The sequence below is a fragment of the Paenibacillus sp. FSL H3-0321 genome (assembly GCF_038002865.1).
GTDB lineage: Bacteria > Bacillota > Bacilli > Paenibacillales > Paenibacillaceae > Paenibacillus_AQ.
This window is the reverse complement of sequence record NZ_JBBODH010000001.1, coordinates 6,237,101-6,249,093: the sequence shown is the minus strand read 5'-3', so window position 1 is coordinate 6,249,093 and position 11,993 is coordinate 6,237,101. Positions and strand designations below refer to the sequence as shown.

Below are 11,993 nucleotides of genomic sequence, written 5' to 3'. Positions count from 1 at the left end.
ATTCCACAAGGTGGCACTTAAATCCTACTATAGAATACGTTTCAAAAAAAGTGCCTGCCCCTAATGCACACTGGGACAGGCACTTTCAACTTCATCATACATTTACAAACGGATTTCTCAAACTTATTTCAAACTCTTCCAGACCCAATTCTCCACTTCAGGCAGGTCAATGCCCTCTTCACGGATATACTCATAATGCTTCTTAACCATAGCATCCATCTCATCCGCGATGGCAGTGTGTTTGTCAGCTGCAGGCAAGCTCAGAACAGCTTCCTTCGTCAGATCGAAACGGTCCATCTGATTCAGTACACGCATATCGAACGGAGTCGTGATGTCGCCGTTCTCACGGTAGCCATGCACATGCAGGTTATGATTGTGGCGGTCGAAGAACAAGTCTTTAATCAGGCCTTCATAACCATGGAAAGCGAAGATGACCGGTTTATCCTTTGTGAAAAATTGATCAAACTCATCGTCGGATAAACCACGCGGATCAAGTTTCTGGCTTCTCAGCTTAAGCAGATCGACCACGTTGATATAACGGATTTTCAGCTCAGGCAATTTCTCATGCAGGATAGAGATGGCAGCCAAAGCTTCAATCGTAGGTTCGGTACCTGCAGAAGCGAATACAACATCAGGCTCTCCGCCTTTGTCTGTGCTGGCCCAGTCAATGATCTTGAGTCCTTTATCAACCAATTCCTGCGCCTCTTGAGCAGAGAACCACTGTGGACGCGGATGTTTGGACGACACAATCAGGTTGATCTTTTGACGGTCGTTCAGGATGGTGTCAAATACAGCCAGCAGGGAGTTGGCATCAGCCGGCAAATATTCCCGGATGAACTCCGGTTTTTTGTCTGCCAGGTGACCCAGCAAACCCGGATCCTGGTGCGTATAACCGTTATGGTCCTGCTGGAACACGGTTGAAGTTGCGACAACATTGAGTGAAGGGATATCAGCGCGCCAGCCTTGATCGGTTGCTTTACGCAGCCATTTGAAGTGCTGGGTAATCATCGAATCCACAACGCGCAGGAAAGCTTCATAACTTGCAAAGAAGCCATGACGTCCGGTTACTACATAACCTTCCAGCAGTCCTTCCGCCTGATGTTCCGATAATTGGGAATCAATTACACGGCCATACGAAGCGAGGAATTCGTCATTAGGTTCATTAATTTGATCCAGCCATTGGCGTTTGGTCACTTCAAACACAGGTCCCAGACGGTTGGACATCGTTTCATCCGGTCCGAAAATCCGGAAATTGCGGTTATCTTCATTGAGCAGGACAACCTCTTTCAGGTATTTTCCGAGAACGGCCATATCCTGGGCTACTACTTTACCTGGAACGGAGTTATCAAGCACATAATCGCGGAAATCCGGCAGACGCAAATCTTTGATAAGGTTGCCAGCGTTAGTAACAGGATTCATCCCCATACGTCTGTCGCCTGTAGGCAGGATTTCGGCAAGCTCTGCGTTCAAGCGGCCGTTCTCATCAAATAATTCTTCCGGTCTGTAGCTGTTCATCCATTCAAGCAAAGCTGGAGCATGCTTCATATTTTTCTGGTCAACCGGAATTGGAACCTGGTGGGCACGGAACGAACCAGTATTCGGCACACCGTCCCATGCTGCCGGTCCAGTCCAGCCTTTCGGGGAACGGAAGACGAGCATCGGCCATACCGGGCGGGTAAGGTCGTTATTTTCACGCGCATTTTTTTGAATGGCTGCAATTCTTTCGACGATAGTATCGAGTACCTTCGCCATTTCCGGATGCATATGTTCAGGGTCTTCACCTTCAACAAAAAACGGCTCCCAGCCCATGCCTGTAAAGTAAGCGGTGATTTCTTCTTTCGATTGACGGGACAGAATCGTCGGGTTGCTGATTTTAAATCCGTTCAAGTGCAGAATCGGCAAAACAGCGCCATCTGTAACAGGGTTGATGAAGCGGTTGGAGAACCATGATGCGGCCAGTGGTCCGGTTTCAGCCTCACCATCTCCAACGACAACAGCCGAAATCAAATCAGGGTTATCCAGAATAGCGCCAGCGCCGTGGGATAAAGAATAACCCAGCTCGCCGCCTTCATGGATGGATCCCGGAGTTTCAGGTGCAGCATGGGAAGCAACGCCGCCCGGGAACGAGAATTGTTTGAACAGTTTTTTGAGACCCGGGATATCCTGCGTAATTTCCGGATAAATCTCAGTATAGCTTCCGTCCAGATAGGAATTCGAAACCATAACCTGACCGCCATGACCCGGACCTTCAACATAGAACATGTTCAAATCATATTTAGTAATTACACGATTCAAATGGGCATAAATAAAGTTCTGGCCGGGAATGGTACCCCAGTGTCCGATAGGTTTAATCTTAACGTCAGCATCTTTCAAAGGTTCTCTTAACAACGGGTTGTCTTTCAAATACAGCTGACCTACCGAAATGTAGTTGGTAGCACGCCAATAAGCGTCAAGCTTTTCCAGATACGTTTTAGACGAATAATCGACTTTCATGGTTGATAATCCCATTTCATCCACTCCTATATATATATTGTTGCTTATTGCCATCCTTTTTCTCTACAAATACATCATACCTCTGCTCAAAATAAATACAACCTTTTTGACAAGTGATACGGTCCAATTTTGTGAAAATTTGAACATAGTATGAAAAACTCAGGAAAAACGCTGTCAAAACACGGTTATATTGAAATTTATGTAAATACGTTACATCCACAAAAAAGTAAAGTATACAAAAAAATAAGACCGGGAAAATTCCCGGTCTTATTCTGCTCCTTAATGAACAGATACAAACGTATTAAATTTCAAATATTGATAATGAAACCGCATATGGGAAAATTCAAAGGGAGTACCATTGTCCAAAAAGAAAATCCCCTCCATAATGCCAACAGGTTCATTTTCTTTCAAGTGCAGCAGCTCCTGATCCGTGGACAAGGACGGCTCGGCAAAAATAGATAAAAATGATTTGGTTACGGCCAGGTTGCGCGAGTCTTCCAGATAATTAAAAATGGAGCCCTCGATAATTGTCTGATTTAAATCCTGGACGATTTTTATCGGGATATAACCCGTCTCTATCATAAAGGGATCATCATCGAACAGGCGCAAGCGGACGATTTTGTATACAAAATCATGGGGCCCCAGAAACAAATCCCGCTGCAATTCTTTTGTTGGCGGAATAACCTCGAAATTCAACACTTTGACTTTAGGTTTCTTGCCATGCATCTGGAAATTGTCGGTGACACCCAGATTGGAACCTTCGTAATTGAAGATGGATTCGTTTTTTATGTATAAGGGGTTAATAAACGTGCCTGAACCTCGTTTCTTGAAAATGATTCCGACACTTTCCATTTTGGTTAATGCGCGCTTGATGGAGCTGCGGCTAACCTGATACGTTTCGCTAAGACTGCGTTCATCGGGTAATCGCATATCCGCAAACTGTCCAGCAAAGATTTTCATTTTAAGGTCATCAATTATTTGCTTGTAGACAAATTGTGTCATGGAGTACTCCCTCTCAGGTCTTCTGTAACAATTGATATGTATTCAAACAACCTCTTCTGTCTAACGAAAGGGTTTGGATTAAAAATCAATATTAACTATATCATAATAATGAGATGGTTTATACTTTTCTCCACCCGATTTCTGCTAATTAAGGAAGGTTTATTTCAAAGAAAAACCTGATGATCTGCCGAAATATAAGAATGTGGCTATTTTTCCGGAGAGGGGGAGTTTATTATGCATATTGAAATCGTCAAAAGTCTGATCAGCCAAGTAACTGAAGAAGTCTTCTCAGAGAACAAGGATGCTATTGAGAAGGACGGAATTCAGAAAGAAAGCGTTGAATTAGCCGTTCAGTTATCCGCCTTAACAACAATAAAGATCCTTGAAAAACTTGAACTCATCGATAAAAACTAAACGTCTGTCTATCTATATTACATACACACTGACATAGACAAGAACGCAAGCAACCCGCAGCAAGGGAATCATCCTTACTGCGGGTTTTTTATTGCTCTCTTTTAAGCGGCAGACCTTTTTACTTACCATTAAAGCCGCTCTTTACAAACCGGTCTTATTACGCCGGGCGGATGTATCTCCCTCTTCATCAAGCTTCCTTAGCTCCGCTATCTGATGCAAGTGATTCAGCATCTGCTGAAAATGATCAGCTTTTTTCTGAATCGTAAGGACAAGCATCTCAAACTGTTCGGAATCCTGTCCTGATTTCTCTATGACATGCAGCAGATCGGCATTGATGCGTTCCACATCTTCAAGGCTGCTGTCCTGGGAAACCTGAATTTTCTCCAGATGCTGGAATACTTCTTCCTCCGCTTCGACGATCTCGTTCATATAAACGGTCGATTGGCCGATCCGCTCGTTCGTCTCTGCCATGGCCCGTGTTCCATCACTGGACTTGTCGTGTAGCTGTTCTATCACGCCTGTCATCCCCGACAGCGAACCCATAATTTCTTCCACGTGGCTGCGGGTCCGGTCGGCAAGATTGCGGATTTCTGAAGAAACGACCGCGAACCCCCGTCCATGCTCACCAGCCCTTGCCGCCTCGATGGCTGCGTTCAGGGACAGCAGATTGGTCTGCTCGGCGATTTCCGTAATAATGCCCGCCAGCTGCCCAATACTCTGAAAATGCTGGCTTAGCTCTTGATTTAAAGACACAAACTGGGTGAATATCGCCGAGGCTTTCTGCATTTCAGCAGATATCTGTACGTTGGCTTCCTTCGCATATTCAATTTTGTTTGAGGAAAACGCGAGACTGCCATACATTTCATTGATAAGCCTTTCAGTTTGCTCGCTGTTGGCCTTCAAATGCTCCAGCAGCCGCTGCGTTCCGCCGATCTGGCTAATCATCTCTCCGCTTCCCGCGCGCAGAGCTGCGAAATCCTCTACCATCCGTCCCTCTTCCTGGAGGATGAACCCGGTTTCGCGGCTGATCTGCTCCGCCAAGGAATAGGCATGAATGCCATAGGATAATGGCTTGGAGACGGGATTCGAATCATTCCAGGTGCTTGATTGGCCGGGCATACTGTCCTTTTCTGTCTGGATGACGCTGCCATGAGTTTCTATATCTGCGTCACGGCTGCTTTTCCCCCATGAAGCACGCAGCTTGTTGATCCATTGCATAATGAGTCCCCCTTATCCGACCAGCAGTAATACCATTGTCTGGTTGGCATGCTTTTTGTAATATTGCTCCCCGTAGCTGATGAAGCCGGCGGTATTCCCGCAGAACCCGATCATCTTGTCGTCAAATCCTGCCCACAAGCCATCCCGGAGGAACAGCCGGTCGCGCAGCGTACAATTGATGTTGAGTACAAAAGCAGGCTTAAACGGAATCTCACGCAGTGTCTGCTCCAGCACCACAAGCGGGTCAGCCGCGCTAAGCACCTCCAGATAAGTGCTCGGCATCAATTGGCTGTAGAAGGTAATAGACTTGTCCGGATTGATGACCATCGGAGATGCGATAATCAGATCGTCTTCGTACCTTTTGCCTAGCGGGTTGCTCAGGAAATGCCCGGCTAACAGGGCTTCCTCCACATCCAGCACACGCGCATATTCCTCCGCCGCCGGGCGGCCGTTAAACGAATATACCGTTCGTCCAAACACATCCGCTTCTGTTACCAGCAGTTTCGTTCCGGTGGGAACGTATATGTTCTCTTTGATCAATGCGGTACGGACGGTCAAATTGAAAAAGATTCCCAGGTTGCGCACCCGGCGGCTTCCGATATAAAGATAGGTCTCTCCGCTCTCATCATCCGCTGCGCTTCCGCCAAGCACCTTGAACTCTTGATCGATGAAATAAAGCGAGGAGAGAATCGTCTCCTCCATTGCAGCCCTTCCGTCGCACAGCAGCAGCAGAAACGCATTCACGTTGTCTTTTACTTTATGGTACGAGGCCTTGAGGTTATCGCCGCTGAGCACGGGCGGGTGCAGAACCTCCACAATATCGGCGATATCCGCATCGTATTCAAACCCCGAAACCACGCCGTTCCGGTAACCCTTCGGGGTATATTCACCTTTGGTCGAACATAACACGGCATTTGCAGGCGCGTGCGGGGACAATTCCCTGACTGCACCAGCGGAGGCGAACAGCACGAGACCACGGCTGCTTGGCTTTTCCCCCAGGTAACGTTTAACTTCGTCCAATGTGTCAAAAGATAAAGCTTTCATTATGTATAACAACCTTCTTTCGCGGGAAGCTTCCCTTGTAAACTGTTATTGAAAAATTTAGCTTTTATTTTCAATTCTCTAATGGTAAAACAAGAATGGGGATTGTTGTCTGTGAGCAATGTCGCAGGCAGCTTGCAGAGACCGCAATTCCATGGCTGAAAAAGCATACGCTTATCGGTCAGTTGAGGTCATCCCGGAAAGCTTGTATGATGAACGTACAGTTACCCGAAAGGACAGGAAAGAAGGTGCATGATGACTTATTCACAGCGTTCAACCCACAGCGCAGCCTCATCTGACTTCACGTATCTGGAGTACCAGATTGGCATCGCCGGGGAAGAATTGAAGCAAGCTGAACATGCCGGAAAAGCTTGTGAGGCAGATTTGAACCGGTTAAGAACCTCTCCGGCGTATGACCCGGTGACTGATGCCTCCGAGGAGGAGAAACTGCTGGAGCAGGCAACCAGACAACATGCCTTAGCCGAAGCTATCCGCACAAGTCTCGCCGGACTTGAGGATGAGCTTGCAAAGCTTGAGGATGAATAATATCTGATCAACCAAGCGGAAACGGATATTTTATAGCGTGAAGCATATAAATAATTATATTTACAAAAAGCCGCCGAACCTCTCAGGGTTCGGCGGCTTTTGTGTTGAGCATCGCGTAGTGCGATATTAGGTCAGTTTTGGGTCAGTTTTACCAGACTGTAATTTTTCTTGCCCTTGCGGATGATGATGAATCGTCCGCCGATAGCATGATCAGCCGTAATCTCCACTTCAAGCTCACTCACACGCTCACCGTTAATGGAGATTGCCCCTTTGCTGATATCCTCACGCGCCTGGCGTTTGGACGGCTCAATCCCTAAGTCCACCAGCCATTCCACGATATTTTTCGATTCAGCGGCTGCGGTATAGGTCGGCATTTCCTTGAAGCCTTCCTCGATTTCGTCTGCGGTCAGAGAGCGGATATCCCCGCTGAACAGGGCAGCGGTGATACGTTTTGCCTGCTCCAGCAGCTCTTCGCCATGAACAAACCGGGTCATCTCTTCGGCCAGTGCTTTCTGAGCTTCCCGTTTATGCGGTTCGGTTTGTACTTTTTCGGCAAGTGCTTCGATTTCCGTTTTGCTCAGGAACGTGAAGTATTTGAGGTATTTCACCACATCGCGGTCATCGGTGTTGGCCCAGAACTGGTAGAACTCATACGGCGTCGTTTTCTTAGGATCAAGCCACACGGCGCCCCCGGCGGTTTTTCCGAATTTGGTGCCGTCCGATTTGAGCATCAGCGGGATGGTAAGGCCGAACACCTTGGCTTCGCTGCCTTCTTTTTTACGGATAAGATCCAGTCCGCTTGTAATATTGCCCCATTGGTCAGAGCCGCCGATCTGCAGCTGCACATCCTCATGCTGGTACAGATGCAGGTAATCAATCGACTGCAGAATCTGGTAGGCGAATTCGGTGAACGAAATCCCGCTGTCGAGCCGGCTGGAAACAACATCTTTGGCCAGCATCGTGTTGATGCTGAAGTTTTTGCCGTAGTCCCGCAGGAATTCGATCACGTTAATGTTCTTCGTCCAGTCGTAGTTGTTGACCATGCGCACCTGGTTGTCACCGTCGGTAACAAACAATCTCTTCATTTGAGCAGTCAGCGCTGCAACATTCTCCTGCACCTGCTCCATCGTCTGCAGCGAACGCTCACTCTGGCGGCCGCTTGGATCGCCGATTGTGCCGGTTGCCCCGCCGATCAGAATTACCGGACGGTGTCCGGCGAGCTGGAAACGCTTCAGCATCATAAAGGGAATCAAATGGCCGATATGCATGCTGTCGCCTGTAGGGTCAACGCCGCAATAGAGCGAAATCGCCTTCGTATTCGTTAGTTCCCGCAGTCCTTCCGCATCCGTCTGCTGATTAATGGCGTCGCGCCATTCCAGCTCATCAATAATGTTCAACATGATACAGCCCCTTTTGTGTAATTATTCGTGTTCTTTGGATTTACGTTGAAGCAAGCACAGCGGCTGGGTTTCGGAGGATTTGGCCAACAAAAAAATCGCCCCCTTGTCTATGAAGACACAGGGACGACTATAATTAACCGTGTTACCACCCAAATTGCACGAACACTTAACAGCTGTGTCCGTACCACTTTCAGCGAGTTATCGTTCGCTTCCTTCCGCTTGGCATTACCCAAGATACTCCGGAGTGTAATTCGCAGTCCATGTGTGTGCCGGGTTCCATCACCCCCCGGCTTTCTGTGACAGGGACAAAGGCTGCTACTGTCTCGTTCAACGTATACCAACTATAAGATTACAGAAAGTATAGCCAATTCCAAATTTGTTGTCAATGCAGCGGCTGTGTGTAACCCAATCTGCGTCTCACTTTTGTTTCATCTATAAGACATGTTGCAGGCTATGCCCAATATTCTACCATTCTTCACAGTTACCCCTACTCTGGTTTCAGCTTTGCTTTCACATAAACGATTGGCACTATATTCACCACTGCGAAAATCGCAATTGCCGCATATAGTGCCCACCAGCCCGGCAGCAGGCAGCCCAATACCATTGCCGCACCCCCGGCGACATACCATTTTCCAGCGAAGCGCTGAGCCCTGAACCATGCCTGTTCATCTCTCATTGTCTCTTTGGTCCGCAGACCCGCCAGAGAATTCCGTCTCAGCTTGGGCATCCGGTTGCCGGTTAGCAGCATAATCAGTCCGAGCATCCCTGCAGCAATCCGCACAAAATCCATTCTTGAAAAATCAAAACTTCCCGCTTGCACAAATAATGCCTGAACCGATATTCCCGCAAACAGCACGGTGCAGCATAGGGTGGTAATATCCAATATTTTGGTGATGGATCTTGCGTTATCTTCGCCTTTACGTGCGGCGCTTCGAATGATGAAAAAGAATATCAGCTTAAAGAATATGAACCCCATCAGACCTAAAGCGGCCAGAAAGGGTACCTCCGAGCTGGATTTGGGCACAAAGCGGTCGGCATTCCCTTTGATATCGAAATGCATCGGCACCATGTCCGGCATTTGCGGGTACAGATAGAGATATAAACCCATCGGAATTAAGGCAACAAGCAGGGCAATGATGCTGGTCATCTTGAATTTGAGCATCTTTATTCCTCCTCTTTGAACGCTAGAATCCACTTCATTACATCGTCAAATACACTGGTGTTCAGTTCATAATAAATATACTTTCCGTCCCGCTCGGTGCGGACCAGATCGGCCTCACGGAGTACGGACAGATGATGCGACACGGTCGCCTGCGTCATCTCAAAGCGTTCGCCGATGCTTCCTGCAGTCATCCTTCCGCCCTTCAGCATTTCGAGCATCTCTCTGCGGTATTCATCCGACAGAGCTTTGAACGTATCCTTAATTCCCATGCGCACCTCCCGTTAACAATTAGATCAAAATCATTTCGAAATATTTCTATATGTAGGATATTCCATTTCCACTAAAATTACAATAGGGGAGCTCCCGATTATCCATGAATGTAGAACAAGCCTCGGAAGATATACCAAGGCCCGTTTTTTTCTATTTTCTAAACTATTATTTCCTCAATCATGCCCTGACTGGACCCAGCTGCTCTCTCACCTCATCCACCACATTCCGCAGGCGTTCACAAGTGTCAATCAACTGGTTGACCTCTTCCCGGCCCACCTTCTCAATAATCTCGTTCATGACGCAGGAATACCGCTCCATCTTCTTGTTGAATTCAGTCTGTCCCTGTTCCGTAAGGCTGATATAGATCACTCTGCGGTCTGTTACAGACATGGCGCGTTCAATATACCCCTTCTCTTCCAGAGAGCTGACAACCTGCGAGGCGGTGGGTCTGCTGATTTGCAGCAGCTCGCTTAATTTGGAAATCATGACTCCCGGACACTCCGGCGCCTCCGGTTCTCTACTTTCTTTCTTCATCATGACATTGATGGCGAACATCATAAGAAATTCCCCGTGGGGAATCGAATCATTCCATTTGGTGCGGGTGGTCAAGCGTTTGATGTTCTCGAATACCATTAGCAGCTTTTCTTCTTGACTATCCTGGGGATTCATAAGACACCTCCGGTTATAGTAGGTCATACCCTTACCTTACATTTCTCGAAAAATAGCGTCGTTCAGCTTCTGCAGCAGCTGCCCGAAATTCTCCCGTTCCTCTTCGGTCCAGTCCTCCAGCATTTTGCCGACCTTATCCTGGCGGATATCCATGTTCTGTTTCAGCATGTTAAGTCCAAGTTCAGAAATCTGCAGCTTATAAGCCCTTCCGTCCTGCGGGTCCGGTTCACGGAACAGATAACCCTTCTGCTCCAGCGTTGACGCCTGTCTGCTGATCGTAGAGATATCCAGCCGAAATTCCTCAGACAGCGCCTTAACACCGGCTGAGCCGTGCGAGGCGATTTGACGCAGCAGCAGATACGCGGAAAAGTCCAGCATTCCGAGTTTTTTATATGTGCTCATTGAAGTCAAGCGGCGGCTGAGAATTGACATTTCCAGTTCTATGGTTTCTATCGGACGTTTCTCCATGGCAGGTTGTAACCTCTCTCTCAGCTGAAGCATATTATAGTGATACGAGTAATTTTCATAGGAATACACGGATGATTATTGACATCATCATGGCAACTTGTATAATACAAGTATATAGTTTCATTATACAAGTTATTTTTATAAAAGCTAGTGAATTGTTACTGGGGGAACTTTATGAAAGCTCATGAATTTATGATCACGCAGGTCTACAAGGTCAAAGAATATGATACCGTACGGACCTTTATTGAGAAATGCATTCAGCACCGGATCAGCGGCATGCCAGTCATCAACGACAGAAACGAAATCGTCGCTTATTTAAGCGATGGAGACATAATGCGCTATATCGGCAAACATGATGATGTCATCGTTGATTCCTTTTTCCAATTGAATGTGATTAAAGGCGATGAGGATGAGTACGAAGAACGGACCCGGAAGCTGCTGAATCTAAATGTGATGGCAATTGCCAAAAAGAAAGTCATCACGGTATCCTGGGACGAAGACATCGAACGGATCGCCGCCATTCTGGGCAAAAAACAGATCAAAAAGGTTCCGGTTGAACGCGGACGTGTGCTCGTAGGCATTATCAGCCGCGGCGACGTCATCCGCCATTCCTTCAAATCACTGCTCTAGCCGCACATCGCTTCGAAAAGATAGACATCTTCCGGCTGTCCTCCCCAGTTGCGGACAGGTGACAGGACAGCCGGTTATACCCCGGGAAGCTCCTGCCCGCAAAGCCCATAAAAGAAAAGATGCAGCAGCTCATCCAGAAAAGCAGCTTTATCCTCGTGTTTTTCCATCACCCCAAGCATTTCCTCGGAACTCTTCATGTAGATTTGAATAAGCATCAGGAACGCCTCTACAGAGACCTTATCCGAAATTTCACCGCTCGCTTTTCCGTCCTCCAGCATTTTGACCATCAGTGGAATTATCTTGGTATCATGCTGCTCCTGAATGTACGCGTACATCTCCGGGTCATCAAACATAACCTCCTTGATCAGCGCCGGTGACAGGTTGTAATACGTTTCTTTCTCCTTAAAAATAGTGTAGCTGATCAGTTCCCTCAGCGACTGTTTCTTCAGCATTTCTTCCTCGAATTCACGGATGGCCCGCTGAATAAAATCCTTGAAAGACTCCTTAAGCAGCTCTTCCTTGCTGCCAAAATAATTATAAATCGTGACCTGCGAGACTTCCGCCTCCTTGGCAATATCAGCAATCCGCAGCCGCTTCGGCTCCCAGGTCCTCAGCATGACCATGGTTGTCTTCATAATATTCCCCTTGATCATTGCCTTTCTCTTCTCGAAGCCGTTCAT

At 47.4% G+C, this 11,993-nt stretch carries 13 protein-coding genes; 3 read left to right on the top strand and 10 right to left on the bottom strand.

The features are described 5' to 3' along the window. Nucleotides 1-123: 123 nt before the first annotated feature. Together MHI45_RS27840 and MHI45_RS27835 are read right to left on the bottom strand one after the other, a co-directional pair. Nucleotides 124-2,508 (bottom strand): phosphoketolase family protein, encoded by a 2,385-nt coding sequence (locus tag MHI45_RS27840; RefSeq protein WP_341119770.1) that lies wholly within the window; start codon nucleotides 2,506-2,508, stop codon nucleotides 124-126. A gap of 264 nt (nucleotides 2,509-2,772) precedes the next feature. Further along, entirely contained in the window at nucleotides 2,773-3,495 is a 723-nt protein-coding gene (locus tag MHI45_RS27835) for a GntR family transcriptional regulator (protein ID WP_038588026.1), read from the bottom strand. Between the two features lie 234 nt (nucleotides 3,496-3,729). Between MHI45_RS27835 and MHI45_RS27830 the strand changes: the two genes are divergently transcribed. Continuing rightward, nucleotides 3,730-3,909, top strand: coding sequence for a hypothetical protein (locus tag MHI45_RS27830; protein ID WP_038588023.1), 180 nt, complete (start codon nucleotides 3,730-3,732; stop codon nucleotides 3,907-3,909). A 141-nt stretch (nucleotides 3,910-4,050) separates the two neighbouring features. Here MHI45_RS27830 and MHI45_RS27825 read toward each other — a convergent pair whose 3' ends face one another. Then, nucleotides 4,051-5,127, bottom strand: coding sequence for a methyl-accepting chemotaxis protein (locus MHI45_RS27825; RefSeq protein WP_341119769.1), 1,077 nt, complete (start codon nucleotides 5,125-5,127; stop codon nucleotides 4,051-4,053). A 12-nt stretch (nucleotides 5,128-5,139) separates the two neighbouring features. Further along, nucleotides 5,140-6,171, bottom strand: coding sequence for an FIST signal transduction protein (locus MHI45_RS27820; RefSeq protein WP_341119768.1), 1,032 nt, complete (start codon nucleotides 6,169-6,171; stop codon nucleotides 5,140-5,142). Between the two features lie 249 nt (nucleotides 6,172-6,420). Between MHI45_RS27820 and MHI45_RS27815 the strand changes: the two genes are divergently transcribed. Further along, nucleotides 6,421-6,714 (top strand): hypothetical protein, encoded by a 294-nt coding sequence (locus MHI45_RS27815; protein ID WP_341119767.1) that lies wholly within the window; start codon nucleotides 6,421-6,423, stop codon nucleotides 6,712-6,714. A 131-nt stretch (nucleotides 6,715-6,845) separates the two neighbouring features. Here MHI45_RS27815 and tyrS read toward each other — a convergent pair whose 3' ends face one another. From tyrS to MHI45_RS27790, 5 genes are all read right to left on the bottom strand, one after another. Then, nucleotides 6,846-8,111 carry a tyrosine--tRNA ligase gene (tyrS, locus tag MHI45_RS27810; protein ID WP_341119850.1) on the bottom strand — a complete coding sequence of 422 codons (1,266 nt, stop codon included), beginning with the start codon at nucleotides 8,109-8,111 and terminating at the stop codon, nucleotides 6,846-6,848. 490 nt (nucleotides 8,112-8,601) lie between these two features. Then, nucleotides 8,602-9,276, bottom strand: coding sequence for an SdpI family protein (locus MHI45_RS27805; RefSeq protein ID WP_341119766.1), 675 nt, complete (start codon nucleotides 9,274-9,276; stop codon nucleotides 8,602-8,604). 2 nt (nucleotides 9,277-9,278) lie between these two features. Continuing rightward, nucleotides 9,279-9,545, bottom strand: coding sequence for an autorepressor SdpR family transcription factor (locus MHI45_RS27800; protein ID WP_038588013.1), 267 nt, complete (start codon nucleotides 9,543-9,545; stop codon nucleotides 9,279-9,281). Between the two features lie 178 nt (nucleotides 9,546-9,723). Beyond that, nucleotides 9,724-10,215 (bottom strand): MarR family winged helix-turn-helix transcriptional regulator, encoded by a 492-nt coding sequence (locus MHI45_RS27795; RefSeq protein ID WP_341119765.1) that lies wholly within the window; start codon nucleotides 10,213-10,215, stop codon nucleotides 9,724-9,726. 36 nt (nucleotides 10,216-10,251) lie between these two features. After that, the gene (locus tag MHI45_RS27790) at nucleotides 10,252-10,683 is read right to left on the bottom strand and encodes a MarR family winged helix-turn-helix transcriptional regulator (protein ID WP_341119764.1); all 432 of its coding nucleotides are present in this window, start codon (nucleotides 10,681-10,683) and stop codon (nucleotides 10,252-10,254) included. Between the two features lie 174 nt (nucleotides 10,684-10,857). Here MHI45_RS27790 and MHI45_RS27785 point away from each other — a divergent pair, with 174 nt between their 5' ends. Then, on the top strand, nucleotides 10,858-11,313 hold the full coding sequence (locus tag MHI45_RS27785; protein WP_038588003.1) for a CBS domain-containing protein: 456 nt from the start codon (nucleotides 10,858-10,860) through the stop codon (nucleotides 11,311-11,313). Between the two features lie 74 nt (nucleotides 11,314-11,387). On the opposite strand, the gene MHI45_RS27780 is transcribed toward MHI45_RS27785, so the two are convergent. Beyond that, nucleotides 11,388-11,966 (bottom strand): TetR/AcrR family transcriptional regulator, encoded by a 579-nt coding sequence (locus tag MHI45_RS27780; protein WP_341159866.1) that lies wholly within the window; start codon nucleotides 11,964-11,966, stop codon nucleotides 11,388-11,390. Nucleotides 11,967-11,993: the final 27 nt, after the last annotated feature.